Raw genomic sequence first — 21,639 nt, forward strand, 5'->3', positions numbered from 1 at the left:
AGGGGCCGGTGCCTTGTGGTTTGGGGGGCTTGCGCGTCGATCCCTCGCGGTATGAGGAAAATCCCGCCGGTACCCTTATGACGCGCGAGGGCAGGCAAACCGGAAAACCGTCTGTCATGGCGAACCCCAGGCCCCCGCTGAGCCTGCCTTTGCCGGTGGCCGTGACGGGTTAATTTTCCCGGTGTTCCATCCGTTTCGTAGGGATAGCCGAGTTGTTACTCGAAACCCATGTGCACGGATGAAACCCGATGAATGTTGAGAAGTCCCTGAAGCTCGCCCGCCGTTTCATTGAGCTGCCGGTGGAAAAGCGGCGGCTGTTTCTCGAAACCCTGGCCAGCGAGGGTATCGACTTTTCACAATTCCCGATCCCTGCGGACGTCGCCGTCGACGATCGCCATGCACTGTCCTATGCCCAGCAGCGCATGTGGTTTCTGTGGCAACTGGACCCACACGGTGCCGCCTACAACCTGCCCAGTGCGGTGGTGCTGAAAGGGGCGCTGGACACCTCGGCGGTACAGCGCGCGTTCGAGCAGGTACTGCAGCGTCACCAGGCCCTGCGTACTGTGTTCCAGACCCAGGGTGACGACGTGGTGCAAGTGGTGCAGCCAGCGGCCATCGTCATTGAAGAACACGACCTTCAGGCGCTGGCCGCCGAGGCCCGCGACGCCGCCGTCGCGCAGGCGGTGCGGGACGAAGCCGGTTTGCCCTTCGACCTCCAGCAGGGCCCGCTGTTTCGCGTACGCTTGTTGAAGCTGGCGGCACAGGAGCATGTGCTGCTGTTGACCCTGCACCATATCGTCGCCGACGGCTGGTCGATGAACGTGCTCATCCAGGAATTCGTCCACGGCTACGACGCCTTGGTTCGCGGGCAGGTGCCGGTGCTGCCTGAGTTGCCGATCCAGTACAGTGACTATGCGCTGTGGCAGCGGCGTTGGCTGGAGGCCGGGGAGCAGGCGCGACAGCTGGCTTACTGGCAGGCCAAGCTGGGCGACCAGCACCCGGTATTGCAGTTGCCTGCCGACTACCCGCGCCCGCTGCATGCCAGCCGCCAGGGCCAGCGCCTGCCCATCGCGGTGCCACAGGGCCTGAGCGAGCGCCTGGCGGGCCTGGCGCGTCAGCAAGGGGTCACCTTGTTCAGTGTGCTGTTGGCCGGTTTCAAGCTGCTTTTGCAACATTACAGTGGCCTGCAGGACATCCGTGTCGGGGTGCCGGTCGCCAACCGCAATCGCGAAGAAGTCGAGGGGCTGATTGGCGTATTCGTCAACACCCAGGTGTTGCGCACCGAGCTCGACCCGCAGATGTCCGTCGCCCAATTGCTGGCCGATATCCGCGAAACCACCCGCGCGGCCCAGAGCCACCAGGATTTGCCGTTCGAGCGTTTGGTCGAAGGCCTGCAAGTCGAGCGCAGCCTCAGCCACACGCCGTTGTTCCAGGTGTTGCACAACCATCAGGCGAACGTCGCCGACATCGGCGCCTTACGCAGCGAATCAGGCCTTGAGCTGCACGTGCTGGAGCGTCACGAGCGCAGTGTCCAGTTCGAGCTCACCCTCGATACCGTGGAGCGCGATGGCCAGGTGCAGGCCGCCTTCACCTATGCCCGCGAATTGTTCGCCCCGGCCACCATCGAACGTATGGCGAGCCATTGGCTGAACCTGTTGCAGGCCATGGCCGCCGACCCGCTGGCGGCCATCGGCGATTTGCCGCTGCTGGGTGCCGGCGAGCGGCAGCGGCTGCTGCAGGCCAGCCAACCGGCCGCCAGCGAGTTCGCCGTCGACAACATACTTGCGCTGTTCGCCGCGCAGGTGGCGCAGCAGCCGCAGGCCCCGGCACTGGTGTTCGGCGACCGGCAACTGAGCTATGCCGAACTCGATGCCGATGCCAACCGGCTGGCACACCAACTGATCGAGTGGGGCGTCGGGCCTGAAGTACGGGTGGGTATTGCAGTCGAACGGTCGGTGGAGATGATCGTTGGCCTGCTGGCCATCCTCAAGGCCGGCGGTGCCTATGTGCCGTTCGACCCCGAATACCCGCAAGAGCGGCTTGCCTACATGCTCGACGACAGCGGTGTTCAACTGCTGCTGACCCAGCAGGCGCTGCTGCCCCGTCTACCGCAGGACACACAAGTGCGCTACCTGGTGCTCGACCAGGCAGCAGAGGAGCTGGCGCGCTTCAGTACGACGGCTCCGCCTGCACAGCTGAATGCCGATAACCTGGCCTATGTCATCTATACCTCGGGCTCTACCGGGCGTTCGAAGGGTGTCACCATCAGCCATGGCGCCCTGGCCAACTACGTGCAGGCGGCCTTGCAGCGCCTGGCGCTGGGCCGGGTCGCGAGCATGGCGGTGGTTTCCACGCTGGCGGCCGACCTTGGCCATACCACCCTGTTCGGCGCACTGTGCAGCGGCAGCTGCCTGCATGTGATTGCCCTGGACATCAGCCTGGACGCCGAGCGCTTTGCCGCCTACATGCACGCACACGCCGTGGATGTGCTGAAAATTGTCCCTTCCCACCTGCAGGCATTGCTCGATGGCCCGCACCCGGCCCGGGCACTGCCGCAGCGTGCGCTGGTGCTGGGCGGCGAGGCTTGCCCCGCCGGGCTGATGGCACAACTGGCGCAGCTGGCCCCGCACTGCACGCTGTTCAACCATTACGGCCCAACCGAAACCACCGTGGGCGCGCTCGCTGATGCGGTCGAGGCGCCACCGGCGACGGGGCGTGCGCCGCTTGGGCGGCCGTTGGCCAACATGCAGGCTTATGTGCTGGACGCTTCGCTGCAACCGCTGAGCACCGGCTGCCAGGGCGAGTTGTATCTTGCCGGCGCAGGGGTGGCGCGAGGCTATCACCGCCGCGCGGCGATGACCGCCGAACGCTTCGTGCCCAACCCGTTCGGGGCCGCCGGTAGCCGCGTGTACCGAACCGGCGATCTGGCGCGGCAGTTGGCGAACGGCCAGGTCGATTACCTGGGGCGGGTCGACCATCAGGTGAAGATTCGCGGTTACCGCATCGAACTGGGTGAAATCACCGACACCCTCAAGCGCCAGCCCCGTGTGCACGACGCCGTGGCCGTTATCCACGGCACCGGCAGCGCGGCCCGTATCGTCGCCTACGTGGTGCCCGACAGCCAGGCCGAGGCCCCGCAGGTGCTTGCCGACGTACAAGCGGCGCTGGCCAGGCAGTTGCCGGACTACATGCTGCCGAGCCGCTTCATGGCATTGCCCGGCATGCCACTGACACTCAACGGCAAGCTCGATTTACGTGCCTTGCCGGTGCCTGACGAAGGCCCGGCACAGGCCTACCGTGCCCCGCAGACCACCTTGCAGCAGCAGCTGGCGCTGATCTGGCAGGACGTGCTGAACGTTGCCCAGGTAGGGCTTGACGACAACTTCTTTGCCCTGGGTGGGCATTCCCTGCTGGCGACGCAGATCATCGCCCGGGTCCGGCGCATCCTGGGGCGTGACGTACCGTTGCGCAGCCTTTTCGAAAGCAACTCGCTACAGGGCTTTGCCGAACAGGTAATGGGCGCTGGCGCGCAGCACGTCGAGCCGATCGCCGCGGTGCCGCGTGACCAGCCCCTGGTCGCGTCGCATGCCCAGCAGCGGCAATGGCTGTTCTGGCAGATGCAGCCGCACAGCACCGCCTACCACACACCTATGGTCGTGCGCCTGCGTGGCGAACTGGATCGCGCCGCATTGACCCAGGCCTTCGCGATCCTCTGCGAACGCCATGAAGCCTTCCGCACGACGTTCGTCGAGCGCGATGGCGTGTTGCTGCAGTGCATCCAGCCTGCGGGTGAACTACCGCTGGCCTGGGACCATCTGCCGGCAACGGCCGAGCTGGCACACATACAGGCTCAGGTACTGGCCGAGACCCAGCGGCTGTTCGACCTCGGCACCGGCCCGTTGTGGCGCGCCAGGGTGCTGCAGTTGGGCGAGCAGGACCAGCTGCTGGTGGTCACCTTGCACCACATCATTTCCGATGGGGGGTCGATGAGCGTGATGGTGCGTGAGTTCGTTGCCCTGTACCAGGCCTTGCACCGGGGCGAAGCGCCGGCATTGGCCAAGCTGCCGATCCAGTACGCCGATTACGCCGCCTGGCACAAGCACTGGCTTGAGCAGGGCGAGCTCCAGCGCCAACTGGACTACTGGCGCGGGCAGCTGGGAAGCGAGCAGCCTATTCTGGAGCTGCCAATCGACCACCCGCGCAGCGCGCTGAAAGACCACCGCCTGGGGCGGGTCGCGTTCGCCCTGGACAGCGAACTGGCGCAGCGCTTGCGGCAGTTGGCGCGTGAGCATGAGCTGACCCTGTTCCAGCTGTTCCTCGGGGCTTTTGCCCTGTTGTTGCAACGCTACTGCGAACAGCCCGATGTACGCATCGGCATACCGGTGAGCAACCGTAGCCGGCAAGAGCTGGAAAACGTCCTGGGCTTTTTCGTCAATACCTTGGTCATGCGCGTCGAAGTCGACCCGGCCATGAGCGGCGCGGCGCTGCTCAGCCAGGTCAAGGCCACGGCGCTGGCCGGCCAGGCGCATCAGGACCTGCCGTTCGACCGCCTGGTCGAAGCCTTGAACCCGCAACGCTCGCTGGACCGCAACCCGCTGTTCCAGGTGATGTACAACCACCTCAGCATTGCCGGCCAGCAGGTTGGCAGCTCCAGCCTGGCAGGTTTGCATGCCGAGGAAATGACCCTGCAGGGTGGCACCGCGCAATTCGACCTGACCCTGGAAACGCTGGAGACCGACGCGGCGATCAACGTGTCGTTCCTCTACGCTGCCGAGCTGTTCGAAGCCGCTACCCTGCAACGCATGGCTGAGCACTGGTGCAACTTGCTGCGCGGCCTGGCCGCCGACCCAGCCCAGGCTGTCGGCGAGCTGCCGTTGCTGGCGCCGCAGGAGCAGGCGGCCCTGTTGCAGGGCTGGCAACAGGCGGGGCTCGCGGCCGCGCCGGCGGCGGTTCACCAGCTGATTGCCGAGCAGGCCCGGCGCCAACCGCAAGCGGTAGCGTTGCTGGTCGGCGACCAGCAACTGAGCTACGGCCAACTTGAGGCCCGGGCCAACCAGCTGGCACACCGCCTGCGGGCGCTGGGTGTCGGCCCCGACGTGCTGGTGGGCATCGCCCTGGAGCGTTCGCTCGACATGGTTGTCGGTTTGCTGGGCATCCTCAAGGCCGGTGGCGCGTTCCTGCCGTTGGACCCCCAGTACCCGGCAGAGCGCCTGGCCTACATGATGCAGGACAGCGGCATCGACCTGTTGCTCAGTCACAGCCGGGTGCTGCCGGGCCTGGACGTGCAGGCCGGCATGCGTACGCTGCTGCTCGACCAACGGGTTGAGCAGCCGGGCGCCGACCATGCGCCCACCGTGGCATTGAACCCACAGAACCTGGCCTACGTGATCTATACCTCCGGTTCTACCGGCCAGCCCAAAGGCGTTGCGGTCGCACACGGGCCGCTGGCCATGCACTGCCTGGCCACTGGCCAATGGTACGAAATGACCCCGGCGGACCGTGAGCTGCATTTCCTGTCGTTTGCCTTCGACGGTGCCCATGAACGCTGGCTGACTTCGCTGGTCATGGGAGGCAGCCTGCTGCTGCGCGACGATGAGCTGTGGAGCCCCGAGCGCACCTACGAGGAGATACGCCGGCATGGGGTGACCATGGCCGGATTCCCGCCGGCCTACCTGCAACAGCTGGCCGAGCATGCGGCGCATGCCGGTAACCCTCCACCGGTTCGTCTTTACAGCTTTGGCGGCGATGCCATGCCGCGGGCGACTTACGAGCGGGTGCAGCAAAGCCTGCAACCCCAGGTGATGATCAATGGGTATGGCCCCACCGAGACCGTGGTCACGCCGATGGTCTGGCGTACCCGCGCCGGGGATCATTGCGACAGCGCCTATGCACCGATCGGCCAGCCTGTCGGCGAGCGCAGTGCGTGTGTGCTGGACGCCGCCCTGGGCCTGCTGCCAGCAGGCGTGGCCGGGCAGCTGTACCTGGGCGGTGCCGGCCTGGCCCGCGGCTACCTGGGGCGCCCGGGGCTGACGGCCGAGCGCTTCGTGCCCGACCCGTTTGGCACCGAGGGTGCGCGCCTGTACCGCACCGGTGACCAGGTTCGCCTGCGCGCCGACGGGCAGTTCGATTACCTGGGGCGGATCGATAACCAGGTAAAAATCCGCGGCTTCCGCGTCGAGCTGGGCGAAATCGAGGCGTGCCTGCTGGCCTGCGCCGAGGTGCGCGAGGCCGTGGTGGTAGCCGTCGACGGCCCAAGCGGCAAGCAGCTGGCGGCTTACCTGGTGCTGGCCGATAGCATTGCCGCACACGGGCCGGCCGAGCAGCGCGAGCAGCTGAAGGCGGCGCTGCGCCAGAGCCTGCCGGACTACATGCTGCCGACCCACTGGCTGGTGCTTGAGCAACTGCCGTTGCTGCCCAACGGCAAGCTCGACCGCAAAGCACTGCCGGCACCCGACTTCAGCGCCCTGCAGCAGGCCTACGTGGCGCCACGCAATGCCCTGGAGCAGCGTCTTGCCGCGTTGTGGCAGCGCGTGCTGAAGCTGCCGCAGGTGGGCGTGAGTGACAACTTCTTCGAGCTCGGGGGCGACTCGATCATCTCGATCCAGCTGGTCAGTCGGGCACGTCAGGACGGCCTGCTGTTCAGTGCCCGTGATCTGTTCGAGCATCAGACCGTGGCCGCACTGGCCAGCGTTGCCCAGGTCGGCGCATGCGAGGTGCAAGCCGACCAGGGGCCGCTCAGTGGCGAGCAGGTGTTGCTACCGGTGCACCAGCTGTTCTTTGCCCAGGAGATCCCGGCACGTCACCACTGGAACCAGTCGATCCTGCTTGAACCACGGCAGCCTTTGAACGCTGCTGACCTGGACCAGGCCCTGCACGCCCTGGTCGAGCACCATGATGCCTTGCGCCTGAGCTTTGCGCCCGCCGATGACGGCTGGAAGGCGCACTACCGCAGCCCTGCCCAGTGCGCCCAGGTGGCGCTGCTGTGGCAGGCCGCGGTGGATGATGAAGGTGGGTTGCACACTTTGCTCGAGCAAGCGCAGCGCAGCCTTGACCTGGAAAACGGGCCATTGCTGCGTGCCTTGCTGGCAACGCTGGCGGACGGCAGCCAGCGGTTGCTGTTGGTCGTTCATCACCTGGTGGTGGATGGGGTGTCATGGCGCATCCTGCTGGAGGACCTGCAACAGGCCTACGCTGCCCTGCTTGCGGGTAACCAGCCGAACCTGCCCGCCAAGAGCCATTCCATGCAGGCATGGGCCAAGCGCTTGCAGGGGCATGCAGCGCACATGCAGGGCCAGCTTGGCTACTGGTGCGAGCAGTTGCAGGGGCGCGCCGCACTGCCACGTCGGCAGGTCAGCGACCTGGCCGCAGCCAATCAGCAGTGCCACGCCCACACGGTTTACAGCCGCCTGGACCGCGCCTGGACCGAGCGGCTGCTGCGCGAGGCGCCGGCCGCCTACCGCACACGGGTCAACGACCTGCTGCTGGCAGCCTTGGTGCGGGTGATTGCAGGCTGGACCGGGCGCGACGAAGTGTCGGTGCTGCTGGAAGGTCATGGCCGTGAAGCGCTGTTCGACGACCTGGACCTCAGCCGCACGCTCGGCTGGTTCACCACGGTGTTCCCGCTGACGCTGGCGGTGCCCAGTGAGCGTTCCCACACCTTGAAGCAGGTCAAGCAGCACCTGCACAGCATTCCCGACAACGGCATCGGTTTCGGGGTGCTGGGCCAATGGGGCAGCGCCGAGGCGCGCCAGCAACTGGGCCATGCACCGCTGCCGGAAATCACCTTCAACTACCTGGGCCAGTTCGATGGCAGCTTCGATCAGGCCGAAGCGCTGTTCGTGCCGGCCAAGGAAGACAAGGGCGCCGATCACGACGCGCAGGCGCCGCTGGGCAACCTGTTGAGCCTCAATGGCCAGGTGTACGGCGGTGAGCTGAGCCTGGGCTGGACGTTCAGTCGCGAGCTGTTCGATAGCGCCACCCTTGAGCGCCTGGCCGCAGATTACACCCGCGAGTTGCAGGCGTTGATCGAGCACTGCTGCACACCGGGGGTGTGCGGTGTAACGCCGTCCGACTTCCCGCTGGCGCGCCTGTCGCAGACCCAGCTGGACCGACTGCCAGTGCCCGCGGCCGAGATCGCCGACCTCTATCCGCTGGCGCCGATGCAGCAGGGCATGCTGTTCCACGCCTTGTACGAGCAGCAGGCGGGGGATTACGTGAACCAGATGCGCGTCGATGTCGACGGCCTGGATGTCGAGCGTTTCCGCCGTGCCTGGGAGGCTGTACTGCAGCGCCACGATATCTTGCGCACGCAGTTCCACTGGGAACACGAGCAGGCCCTGCAGGTGGTACGCAAATACGTTGAACTGCCGTTCGTGGTGCACGACTGGCAGGGGCGCGAAGGCCTTGAGGCTGCCCTTGAGCAACTGGCACTCGACCAGCGCCAGCAGGGTTTCGACCTCAGCCAGGCGCCGTTGCTGCGCCTGGCGCTGGTGCGCACCGGTCCGGCCCGACAGCACTTGCTCTATACCAGCCATCACATCCTCATGGATGGCTGGAGCAACTCCCAGCTGTTGGGCGAAGTGCTGCACCAGTACGCCCTGCTGGGCGACGGTCAGCCCTCGGCATTGCCACCGGTCACCAGCCGCTACAGCGATTACATCGGCTGGCTGGGCCGGCAGGACGCCGCTGCCGGTGAAGCGTTCTGGAAAGACTGCCTGCGCGACCTGCAAGGGCCCACCCGCCTGGCGCAGGCCATTGCCTACGAGGCCCAGGCCGAAGCCGGGCAGGGCTACGCCGAGCATGTGCAGGTGATCGATGCCGCCACCACCGGGCAGCTGGTGGCACTGGCGCGCCAACACAAGGTCACCCTCAACACCTTGCTGCAGGGGGCCTGGCTGTTGCTGCTGCAACGCTATACCGGGCAGGACAGCGTCACGTTCGGGGCCACGGTTGCCGGGCGCCCGGCGGCGCTCAAGGGCATCGAGCAGCAGGTGGGCCTGTTCATCAACACCTTGCCGGTCACTGCCAGCCCGGCCCCGCAGCTGCCGTTCGCGCAATTCCTGCAGCAGCTGCAGGCGCAGAACGTGGCCATGCGCGAGTTCGAACACACCCCGCTGTTCGACATCCAGCGCTGGAGCGGGCAGGGCGGCGAGGCCCTGTTCGACAACATCCTCGTCTTCGAGAACTACCCGGTTTCTGAAGCGCTGCAGCAGGGTGCCCCGGCAGGCTTGAGCTTCGGCGAGGTCTACAGCCGCGAACAGACGCATTACCCGCTGACCTTGTCGATCAGCCAAGGGCAGACCTTGCAGTTGCACTACAGCCATGCGCTGGAGCATCTGCAGCGCCCGGCGCTGGCTGCGCTGGCGGACAACTTCCAGCATGTGCTGCAGCAGTGCCTGAGCTTGCCGCTGGACAGCTGCCTGGGCGCGTTCTGCCTGGTAGCCCCTGCCACCCGCGAAGGGCTGTTGCAGCACGTCAACCAGACGGCTGCCGATTACCCGCTGCAGCACAGTTATGCCGAGCTGTTCGAAGCGCAGGTGGCCCGTACCCCACAGGCGGTCGTTGCGCGCTGCGGCGACCGGCAGTACAGCTACAGCGAGCTCAACCGCCGTGCCAACCGTGTGGCCCATGGGCTGATTGCGCTGGGGGTCGGGCCTGACCAGCCAGTGGCATTGCTGGCGCAGCGCAGCCTTGAGCTGCTGGGCATGATGGTGGGCACCTTCAAGGCCGCCGCCGGCTACCTGCCACTGGACCCTGGCCTGCCACAACAACGCCTGAGCCATATCGTCGCCTTGAGCCGCACCCCGGTGTTGCTCTGCACCGAGGCGTGCCAGGCGCAGGCCGAGGCCTTGCTGGACGCACTGGACGAAGCACGGCGGCCGCAGCTGCTGGTGCTGGAAACCCTCGACCGGCCTGGCAGCGCCGAGCACGATCCGCAGCGCTACAGTGGCCCGCAGCACCTGGCGTACGTGATCTACACCTCGGGTTCGACCGGGCAGCCCAAAGGGGTGATGGTCGAGCAGGCGGGCATGCTCAACAACCAACTGAGCAAGGTGCCTTACCTGGCCCTGGGGCCGGACGACGTGATCGCCCAGACCGCGTCGCAGAGCTTCGACATCTCCGTGTGGCAGTTCCTTGCAGCGCCACTGTTTGGCGGCTGTGTGCAGATTGTGCCAAACGAACTGGCCCATGACCCTGAAGCCTTGCTGCAGCAGGTGCGCGAGCAGCGCATCAGTGTGCTCGAGAGTGTGCCGTCGTTGATCCAGGGTATGTTCCAGGCCCCGGCCATTGCCGTGCCGTCGCTGCGCTGGATGCTGCCCACTGGCGAAGCGCTGGCGCCGGAGCTCGCTCGTCAATGGTTGCAGCGCTATCCCGATGTCGGGCTGGTCAATGCCTATGGGCCGGCCGAATGTTCCGATGACGTGGCGTTCTTCCGCGTCGACCTGGCAAGCACGCAAGGCGTGTACCTGCCCATTGGCAGCCCCACCGACAACAACCGCCTGTATGTGCTGGACGCCGCGCTGGAGCTGGCGCCGCTGGGCGTCACCGGAGAGCTGTGCGTGGCAGGAACCGGCGTGGGCCGTGGCTATGTCGGCGACCCACTGCGTACTGCCCAGGCCTTTGTTCCGCACCCTTGCGGGGCGCCCGGCGAGCGCCTGTACCGCACTGGCGACCTGGCCCGGCGCCGTGCCGACGGCGTGCTGGAGTACGTCGGCCGGGTCGATCACCAGGTCAAGATCCGCGGCTTCCGTATCGAGCTGGGCGAAATCGAAGCCGCGTTGCTCGACAGCGATCAGGTACGCGAGGCGGTGGTGATGGCCCAGCCCGGCGCCAACGGGCCGCAGCTGGTGGCCTATTGCGTGGCGGATGACGCTGTGGCTGCCGACGCGCTCAAGCAACAGCTCAAAGCCAGCCTGAAAGCCCGTCTGCCCGACTACATGGTACCCGTCCACTGGGTGCTGATGGCGCGCCTGCCGTTGACGCCGAACGGCAAGGTAGACCGCAAGGCGCTGCCGCTGCCGGACATGAGTCAGGCACGCCAGGCCTATGTTGCCCCGCGCAGTGAACTGGAGCAGCAGCTGGCCGCGATCTGGCAGGACGTGCTCAAGCTTGAGCAGGTGGGGCTGGACGACAACTTCTTCGAACTGGGTGGCGATTCGATCGTTTCCATCCAGGTGGTCGGGCGCGCCCGCCAGGCCGGCATCGCCTTCAGCCCCAAAGATGTTTTCGAGCAGCAGACGGTGCAGGGCCTGGCGCGTGTCGCTCGGCGGGGTGCCGCTCAGCAGCAGATCGACCAGGGCCCGGTCAGCGGTGAGCTGCACCTGCTGCCGGCCCAGGCCGAATTCTTCGCGCTGGCTATTCCCGAGCGCCATCACTGGAACCAGTCGGTGCTGCTGGACGCCCTGCAGCCGCTGGATGCCGACCGGCTGGAACACGCCCTGCACCAGTTGGTGGTGCACCATGACGGCTTGCGCCTGAAGTTCGACGAAAGCGGACAGGGCTGGCGCGCCAGCTTCGGCGAAGCGCACGTGCGCCACGCGCTGTTGTGGCAGCGTGACTGTGCCGATGCGCAGGCGCTGGAGGCACTGTGCGACCAGGCCCAGGCCAGCCTGTGCCTGGGCAGTGGCGACCTGGTGCGTGCGGTGCTGGTAACGCAACCGGGCGAGTGCCAGCGCTTGTTGCTGGTGATCCATCACCTGTTGGTCGACGGGGTGTCCTGGCGAATCCTGCTGGAAGACTTGCAGCGTGCCTATCGTCAATGCGTGGCGGGCCAAACGGTGGTGCTGCCGGCCAAGACCAGTTCGCTCAAGGACTGGGCCGGGCAGTTGCAAGCCTATGCTGGCAGCGCAGGGCTTGGCAGCGAGCTGGCGTACTGGCAGGCGCAGTTGCAGCACGACCACGCCGAGCTGCCCTGCGACCACCCGGGCGCCAGGCAACAACGCCGACGTGCGCGCACGGTCAGCACGCAACTTGACCGCGAAGTGACCCGGCAGCTTCTGCAAGAGGCGCCCGCCACCTATCGTACTCAGGTCAACGACTTGCTGCTGACTGCGCTGGCGCGCGTGGTGGGTCGCTGGAGCGGCCAGGCCGCGACGCTGATTCAGCTGGAAGGGCATGGTCGCGAAGAACTGTCCGCCGACCTTGACCTCAGCCGAACCGTCGGCTGGTTCACCAGCCTGTACCCGGTGTGCCTGCGCGTCGAGGGCGAGCTGGGCGCGTCGATCAAGCAGGTCAAGGAGCAGTTGCGCGCCATCCCCAACAAAGGCCTGGGTTACGGTGTGCTGCGTTACCTTGGCAGTGACGACCAGCGTCAGGCCCTGCAAGGCCTGGCAACACCACGCATCACCTTCAACTACCTGGGGCAGTTCGACGCCAGCTTCGATGGCGCCGGTGATGCCTTGCTGCAACCTTCACGGCTGGGCGTCGGCGCCGAACAGAGCGCTGACGCGCCGCTGGAAAACTGGCTCAGCCTCAATGGCCAGGTCTATGGCGGCGAGCTGCGCATGGGCTGGACGTTCAGCCTCGACCTGTTTGACGAACAGACCGTGCAACGCCTGGCGGACGATTACGGGCGCGAGCTGCGCAGCCTGGTCGAGCATTGCCTGCAGGCCAACGAGGCCGGTGAACAGGGCATGACACCTTCGGACTTCCCGCTGGCGGGCCTGAGCCAGGCCCAGCTCGATGCGTTGCCGGTACCGGCGGCGCAAGTCGAAGACATCTACGCGCTGTCGCCGATGCAGCAAGGCATGCTGTTCCACTCGCTGTACGAGCAGGGCAGCGGTGACTACATCAACCAGATGCGTGCCGATGTGCAGGGGCTGGATGCCGAACGCTTGCGGGCCGCCTGGCAGGCAGTCTACGACCGCCACGAGGTGCTGCGCGCCAGTGTGCTGTGGCAGGGCCAGCAGCAGCCGTTGCAGGTGATCCACAAGCACCTGGCCGTGGCGCTGGTGTACCAGGATTGGCGCGAGCGGCGGGAGCTGCCCACCGCGCTCGACCAGTTGGCCAACGCCGAACGCCTGCGCGGGTTCGACCTGGGCAAGGCGCCGCTGCAACGCATCCAGGTCATCCGCATTGGTGACGATCGCTACCACCTGATCGATACCAACCACCACATCCTCATGGACGGTTGGAGCTATTCGCAGCTGCTGGGGGAGGTACTCGAACAATACGGCGCCCAGGCCCGCGGCGAGCCTCGCCCAGCGGCGCCGGCAGGGCGCTACCGCGATTACATCGGCTGGTTGCAGCGCCAGGATGCGCAGGCCAGCGAGCAGTTCTGGAAAGCCCGCCTGGCGGACCTGGAACAGCCCACACTGCTCAGCCGCAGCCTGGCGACCGGCCAGCCATTGGCCGAAGCCGACGTGGCCGGGCAGGGGCAGGTTGTCTTGCTGCGTGATCGCCAGCAAACCCGCCAGCTCAGCGATTTCGCCCGGCAGCACAAGGTCACGCTCAACACCTTGATGCAAGGGGCCTGGTTGTTGCTGTTGCAGCGTTATACCGGGCAGGCGGCGGTCGCATTCGGTGTCACCGTAGCAGGCCGTCCTGCCGAGCTGCGCGGCGTCGAAGCGCACATCGGGCTGTTCATCAACACCTTGCCGGTGGTTGCCAGCCCGCGCCCGGAACAACCCGTGGTGCAATGGCTGCAAGCGTTGCAAAGCCTCAACCTGCAATTGCGTGAACACGAACACACGCCGTTGTTCGAGATCCAGCGCTGGGCCGGTCACGGCGGCGAGGGGCTGTTCGACAGCATCATGGTATTCGAGAACTACCCGGTCTCGGAGATCCTCCAGCAAACGGCACCCGAGGGGCTGCGTTTCGATGCGGTGCACAACCATGAGCAGGCCAACTACCCATTGACCCTGGCGGTCAACCAGGGCGAGACGCTGTCGGTGACCTTCGGCTACGACCGTGGCTGCTTCGCTGCCGTGCAGGTCGAACAACTGGCTGGGCACCTGCGACAGTTGCTGGAGCAGATTGTCGAGGCCTCGGCGCACCAGGCGCTGGGCAGCCTGACGCTGCTCGATGCGCAACAGCAGCAGGCCACCTTCGCCCAGTGGAACCCGGCCCCCGCCGAGCACCCGGCCGATCAGGCCCTGCACAGCCGCATCGAGGCCCAGGTACAGCGCACCCCCGATGCCATCGCCGTCACCTGCGAGGGCCAGGCCCTGAGCTATGCCCAGCTCAACCAGCGTGCCAACGCCCTGGCCCGGCGCCTGGTCGACGACGGGGTCGGGCCTGACGTGCTGGTCGGCCTGGCTGCCGAGCGCTCGCTGGACATGGTCGTCGGCATCTTCGCCATCCTCAAGGCTGGCGGCGCCTACGTGCCGCTGGACCCGGCCTACCCGGCCGACCGTTTGGCCTACATGATCGAAGACAGCGGCCTGCAGCGCGTGCTGGCCCAGCCCCAGGTGCTGGCCAGCCTGCCGGTGCCGGCAGGCGTGCGCGTGCTCAGCCTGGAAAGCAGCGATGACAGTACCCAGGCCGACCCGCTGGCCTGCTCGCCGGTCACGGTCAGCCCGGACAACCTCGCCTACGTGATCTACACCTCCGGTTCCACCGGCAAGCCCAAGGGCGTACTGCTGCCGCAGCGCAACGTGCTGCGCCTGTTCACGGCCACCGACACCGACTTCCGCTTCGGCAGCGACGACGTGTGGAGCCTGTTCCACTCCTATGCCTTCGACTTCTCGGTGTGGGAAATCTTCGGCGCCCTGCTGTACGGCGGGCGCCTGGTGATCGTGCCGCAGCACACCAGCCGCTCACCCGAGGCCTTCTACCAGTTGCTGGCCGATGAGCAGGTCACGGTGCTGAACCAGACCCCGTCGGCGTTCAAGCAACTGATGGCGGTGGCCACCACGGCTGAGCCGCAGCGGCCACTGGCATTGCGCAGCGTGGTGTTCGGGGGCGAGGCGCTGGACGTCAACAGCCTGGCACCGTGGTTCGAACGCTTCGGCGACCGCCAGCCGCAGCTGGTGAACATGTACGGCATCACCGAAACCACCGTGCATGTCAGCTACCGGCCGCTGTCGCGGGCCGACCTGGGCAAGGCGGCCAGCAGCCCGATGGGCGTGCCGATCCCCGACCTGTCCTGGTATGTGCTCGACGGCGACCTGAACCCGGTAGCCAAAGGCTGCATCGGCGAGCTGTACGTGGGCCGCGCCGGCCTGGCGCGCGGCTACCTCAAGCGCAGCGACCTGAGCGCCTCGCGCTTCGTGCCGGACCCGTTCGGTGCCCCTGGCGGGCGCCTGTACCGCACCGGTGACCTGGCGCGCTACCACGCCGACGGGGTGATCGAATACGCCGGGCGCATCGACCACCAGGTGAAGATCCGCGGCTTCCGCATCGAGCTGGGGGAAATCGAAGCCCGCCTGCAGGCCCAGCCGCAGGTGCGCGAGGCCCTGGTGCTGGCCCAGGAAGGCGCGACCGGCCAGCAGCTGGTGGCCTACCTGATCCCCGCTGCCGAGGTAGCGCTGGAGCAGCAGGCCGGGCTGCGCGCGCAGCTGCGCGAACAGCTGAAGGAAGCGCTGCCGGACTACATGGTCCCGGCGCACCTGCTGCTGCTCGACCGGTGGCCGCTGACAGCCAACGGCAAGCTCGACCGCAAGGCCTTGCCCAAGGCCGATGCCAGCCTGTTGCAGCACGGTTATCGCGCCCCACGCAGCGAGCTTGAACAGCAGCTGGCAGCCATCTGGCAGGACGTGCTCAAGCTTGAGCAAGTGGGCCTGGACGACCACTTCTTCGAACTGGGCGGCCATTCATTGCTGGCCGTGAGCGTGGTATCGCGGGTGCAACTGGAACTCGGCCTGAGCCTGACCCCGCAACTGATTTTCCAGCACCCGACCCTGGCGAGCTTCGCCGAACAGCTGGCCCAGGCATCTGCGCCGGCGGACACACAAACACTCAGCAAGCTGTCGGCTCTGCTGGACGAAATGGAGGAGGTGTGATGGACACCGCAGTCGCCACGAAAATTGCTCAGCGCTTCATCAATCTGCCGCTGGAAAAGCGTCGCCAATACCTGCAGAAAATGCTTGAAGAGGGCGTGTCCCCGGCCAACCTGCCCATTCCGCTGGTGCGCGACGACACCACCGTGGTGCCGTTGTCGTTTGCCCAGGAGCGCCAATGGTTCCTGTGGCAGATGGAGCCTCAGGGCACTGCCTACAACATCGGGGTCAGCCTGCGCCTGCATGGCCCGCTGAACCTGCAGGCCTTGCAAGGCAGTTTCGATGCGCTGCTGGCGCGGCACGAGAGCTTGCGCACCACGTTCACCCATGACAGCCGCGACGGTGGCCCACGCCAGCAAATCGCCCCACAGCTGACGGTAGCGATCGAATGCCGTGAGCGCGGTGTGGGCGATGAGCAGGCGCAGATTCAGGCCTTCGTCGAAGCCCATCGGGAGCAGCCGTTTGACCTGCAACACGGCCCCGTGTTGCGCGTGGCGTTGCTGCGCCTGGCGGCCGAGGACCATGTGCTCAGCCTGGTGGTGCACCACATCGCCGCTGACGGCTGGTCGCTGAAGGTCATGGTCGATGAACTGCTGCAGGGTTACAGTGCCTGCTGCCAAGGGCATGCCGTGGCTGTTCGGCCGCTGCCCATCCAGTACGCCGACTATGCCATCTGGCAACGGCGCTGGATGGAGGCCGGTGAGCGCGAGCGGCAGCTGGCCTATTGGCAAGCGCAACTGGGTGGCCAGCAGCCGGTGCTGGAACTGCCGACCGATCGGCCCCGCCCGGGGCTGATGAGCTACCGCGGCGCACGGCACGACTTCAGCTTGCCGGCCGAACTGTGCCAACGCCTGCAAGACCTGGCCCGCCACGAAGGGGTGACCTTGTTCGTGCTGTTGCTGGCCGCGTTCCAGGCCTTGCTGCAGCGCTACAGCGGGCAGCAGGACATTCGCGTGGGTGTGCCCATCGCTAACCGCAACCGGGTAGAAACCGAAGGGTTGATCGGGTTTTTCGTCAACACCCAGGTGCTGCGCGCGCAAATCGAGCCGCAGCAGACCTTCCGCGCGCTGTTGCAGCAAGCCCGCCAGGCCGCCAGCGACGCCCAGGCCCATCAAGAGCTGCCGTTCGAACAACTGGTCGAAGCCTTGCAGCCGGGGCGTAACCTGAGCCACAGCCCGTTGTTCCAGGTCATGTTCAACCACCAGCGCCAGGGCAATGGCCAGCAGGCCGCCAGCGACACAGCGCTGCGTATCGAGGCTTTGCCTGGTGAAACGCGCACCGCGCCGTTTGACCTCACCCTGGAAACCTTCGAAGCGCCAGGGCAGATCGGCGCTTCTTTCAACTACGCCACCGATCTGTTCGATGCCACCACCATAGCGCGAATGGCCGGGCACTGGCTGCAATTGCTGGACGGCATCGTGGCCGACGCGGGTCAGCGAATCGCTGCGTTGCCACTGCTCAGCGACCGCGAGCTGGACGTGATCGGGCAAGCCTGGAATGACACGGCGGTGCCGGTTGCCGACGCCTGTATCCAGCACCTGATCGAGCAGCGTGCCCATGCCACACCGCATGCACCGGCCGTGCAGTTCGAAGACCAGACGCTGAGCTACCAGCAACTCAACGAACACGCCAACCGCCTGGCCTGGCGCCTGATCGAAGGCGGCGTGGGGCCGGACGTCAACGTCGGGGTGGCCCTCGAACGCTCGCCACAGATGCTCGTCGCCTTGCTGGCCGTGCTCAAGGCCGGGGGGGCCTATGTACCGCTGGACCCCCACTACCCGGACGAGCGGCTGGCCTACATGATGGAGGACAGCGGCATCAGGCTGCTGCTGACCCAACCGTCGCTCCAGGCACGCCTGCCGATACCGGCCACGGTCCAGTGCCTGTTGCTGGCGCCCGAGCACCCGCTGGGCAGTGGCTGCAACGCGGCAGCCTACGGTGTGCACAACCCGCAGCCGCACCTGTCGGCCGAGCACCTTGCCTACATGATCTACACCTCGGGCTCCACCGGCAGGCCAAAAGGGGTGATGGTGCCCCACGGCGCGCTGGTCAACTTCATCGCCAGCATGGCCAAGGCGCCGGGGCTGGCTACCGGCGACCGGCTGTTGTCCTTGACCACGTTCTCGTTCGATATCTTCGGGCTGGAGTTGTACTTGCCGCTGGTGCAGGGCGCCTGCGTGGTCCTGGCCGGTCCGGATACCGCACAGGACCCGCAGCGGGTGCTGGAGCTGGTAGCGCAGCAGTCAGTGACCGTGCTGCAGGCCACCCCTTCGACCTGGCGCATGCTGCTAGACAGCGGCCGCGGCGAGGTGCTGGCCGGCTGCACGAAGCTGTGTGGCGGCGAAGCGCTGAGCGATGACCTGGCCCAGCGGCTGCTGGCCCTGGGCGGGCCGTTGTGGAACCTGTACGGGCCCACCGAAACCACCATCTGGTCGGCGCTGCACCGCTTGCAGCCCGCCAGGCCGCAGGCGTTGCTAGGCAGGCCGTTGGACAATACCCGGCTCTACCTGCTGGGTGAGGACCTGGCGCCAGTCCCTGTTGGCGTTGCCGGCGAGCTGCTGATTGGCGGGGCGGGGCTGGCGCGCGGGTATTACCAGCGGCCAGGGCTGACCGCCGAGCGTTTCGTCCCCGACCCGTTCGCCGGGAACGGTGAACGGCTGTACCGCACCGGCGACCTGGCGCGTTACCGGGCCGAGGGTGTGGTGGAATACCTCGGGCGAATCGACCAGCAAGTGAAGATGCGTGGCTATCGTATCGAACTCGGTGAAATCGAGGCACAACTGGCGCGTCATCCCGCCATTCGCGAAGCGGCGGTAGTCGCCCGGCCGGGGCCTGGTGGCCAGCAGCTGGTGGCTTACCTGGTGCCGCAGGACGTGGCCGTGGTCGACGATGCGCAAACGCGGGAGGTACTGGGCGAGGCGCTGAAGCGGCAACTGCGCAGCGCGTTGCCGGAGTACATGGTGCCGACCTGGACGACGTTCGTCGCGACCTTCCCCCATACCCCCAATGGCAAGCTTGACCGCAACCGGCTGCCTGCCCCTGACCTGAGTGTCGCCCGGGTGGCCTACATGGCACCGCAGAGCGAGCTGCAGCAGCAAGTGGCGCAGATCTGGCAGGAGGTGCTGCACGTCGATCAGGTCGGCCTTGGCGACAACTTCTTCGACCTCGGCGGGCATTCACTGCTGGCCACCCAGGTCACCGTGCGCCTGCGTGAGCAGTTGAAGCTGGAAACAGCGGTCAAGGCGCTGTTCACCACCCACGACCTGCAAACCTACTGCGCCGAGATCGCTGGTGCTCAGCCGCACACCCAGGCGGTCAACGATGCCTTGGCTAAATCCTTGGAGGCCCTCAAACGTCTATCAGCCGAAGATCTGGAAAATCTGATCTCTTGACAGGGGAAGGGCGTGCAAAAGTTAATCGAATCGGTAGCAACACTGTCGGCAAAGCAACGCAAGGCGCTGGCGGTGCTGCTCAAGCAGCAAGGTGTCGATCTGTACAGCGTGGCACCTGTTTTTCGACGCGATCCGACCGAGCCGCTTTCGCTGTCCTTCGCTCAGGAGCGGCAGCTGTTTCTTTGGCACCTTGAGCCAGACAGCGCCGCCTATCACCTGCCCAGTGCGCTGAACCTGCGCGGCGCACTGGACCTGGCTGCCCTGCAGCAAAGCTTCGATGCGCTGGTGGCGCGCCATGAGTCGCTGCGCACCACCTTCGCCACTGACGGTGAGCGCACCACACCAGTGATCCATGCCCCCGCGCCGGTGAGCATTGCCAGGCACACCCTGGCCCTGGCGCCCGGCGAGGACCGGGCGGCGCGGCTGCGCACCTGTATCACCGAAGAAATCCGCCAGCCGTTCGACCTGGCCCAGGGCCCGCTGCTGAGGGCCAGCCTGCTGTGCCTGGGGCCGGACGATCATGTGTTGCTGATCACCCAGCACCACATTGTCTCGGATGGCTGGTCGCTGGCGCTGATGGTGCAGGAGCTGGTGCACCTGTATCGCGCGTACAGCAGCGGCCAGCCTGCCAGCCTGCCGGCGTTGCCGATCCAGTACGCCGACTATGCCGCCTGGCAGCGCCAATGGATGGATGGCGGCGAACGGCAGCGCCAGCTAGCCTACTGGACCGCCCAGCTGGGCGGTGAACAGCCTGTGCTGGCGTTGCCCAGCGACCGCCCGCGGCCGTTGCACAGCAGCTACCGTGGCGCCCGCATCGACCTGCCACTGAGCCCGGCACTGGCCGATGGCCTGCGGCAACTGGCACGGCGCGAAGGGGTGACCCTGTTCATGCTGTTGCTGGCGACCTTCCAGTGCCTGTTGCACCGCTATACCGGGCAGTCGGACATCCGCGTCGGCGTGCCGGTCGCCAACCGCACGCGCAAGGAAACCGAAGGCCTGATCGGCTTCTTCGTCAATACCCAGGTGCACAAGGCTGAAATCGATACGCACCAACCGTTCGTCCGCCTGTTGCAGCAGGTCAAGGCCACTGCGCTGGAGGCCCAGGCGCACCAGGACTTGCCTTTCGAGCAGCTGGTGGATGCGCTGCAGGTCGAACGCAGCCTGAACCGCAGCCCGTTGTTCCAGGTCATGTTCAACCATCGCAGCGCCGAGCGCCGGCTGCCAGGGGCCACACAGCTGCCAGGCTTGAGCGTGGAAGTGCTGGCGTGGGAAGAAGTGAACGCCCAGTTCGACCTGACCTTGGACACGGTCGAGACCGCGGATGGCCTGTGGGCATCGCTGACCTACGCTACCGACCTGTTCGACGCGCCAAGCGTCGAGCGCATGGGGCAGCATTGGCAGCATCTGCTGCACAGTGTGGTCGCCCAGCCGCAACAGCCGGTGGGCGAGTTGCCGATGCTGAACCCACAGCAGGCGCAAGCGGTGCTGCATGACCTTAACGACACCGCCACCGACTACCCCGGCGACTGGCGCGTGCACCAGCTGTTCGAGGCGCAGGCGCGTCGCCAGCCAGACGCCACGGCACTGCTGTTCGGCGACCAGCGCATGAGCTACCGGGCGTTGAGCGAGCTGTCCAGCCAATGGGCGCACAAGCTGATCGAACAGGGCGTCGGCCCGGAAAACCTGGTGGGTATCGCCGCCGAGCGCTCGCTGGAAATGGTCGTTGGCCTGCTGGCGATCCTTAAAGCCGGCGCCGCCTATGTACCGCTGGACCCAGACTACCCGGCCGAGCGGCTGGCCTACATGTTCGAAGACAGCGGCATCGAGCTGCTGCTGACCCAGGCGCACTTGCGCGAGCAGCTGCCGGCGTTCGCCGGGCAGGTGCTGCTGCTGGACCAGCCCGGCGAGCTGGGCGGTTACGCGCGGCAGGTGCCGGCGTGCCGGCTGCACCCGGAGAACCTGGCCTACGTCATCTACACTTCCGGCTCGACCGGGCGGCCGAAGGGTGCCGGCAACCGCCACCTGGCGTTGTATAACCGGCTGGCGTGGATGCAGCAGGCGTATGCGCTGGACGGCGCCGACACGGTGTTGCAGAAAACCCCGTTCAGTTTTGACGTGTCGGTGTGGGAGTTCTTCTGGCCACTGATGACCGGTGCACGGCTGGCCCTGGCGGCGCCGGGGGAGCATCGCGAGCCGGAGCGGCTGATCGACACCATCGAGCGCCACCAGGTCACCACTTTGCATTTCGTGCCGTCGATGCTGCAGGTGTTCGTCCGCGAGCCGGGCCTGCAGCGCTGCCACAGCGTGCG

General features: G+C 66.5%; 3 protein-coding genes. All 3 read left to right on the forward strand.

All coding sequences use genetic code 11. The features are described 5' to 3' along the window. Positions 1-248 precede the first annotated feature (248 nt). Positions 249-15,941, forward strand: a complete 15,693-nt coding sequence (locus tag AC3WLP_RS19535) for a non-ribosomal peptide synthase/polyketide synthase (protein WP_492576209.1) — start codon at positions 249-251, stop codon at positions 15,939-15,941. Further along, complete coding sequence (locus AC3WLP_RS19540) at positions 15,941-19,330, forward strand: non-ribosomal peptide synthetase (protein ID WP_088513738.1); 3,390 nt, start codon at positions 15,941-15,943, stop codon at positions 19,328-19,330. The genes AC3WLP_RS19535 and AC3WLP_RS19540 overlap by 1 nt, the downstream gene beginning before the upstream one ends. A gap of 12 nt (positions 19,331-19,342) precedes the next feature. After that, on the forward strand, positions 19,343-21,639 hold a 2,297-nt coding region (locus AC3WLP_RS19545; protein ID WP_492576211.1), incomplete at its 3' end, for a condensation domain-containing protein.

Source organism: Pseudomonas sp. FW305-E2 (assembly GCF_058782925.1).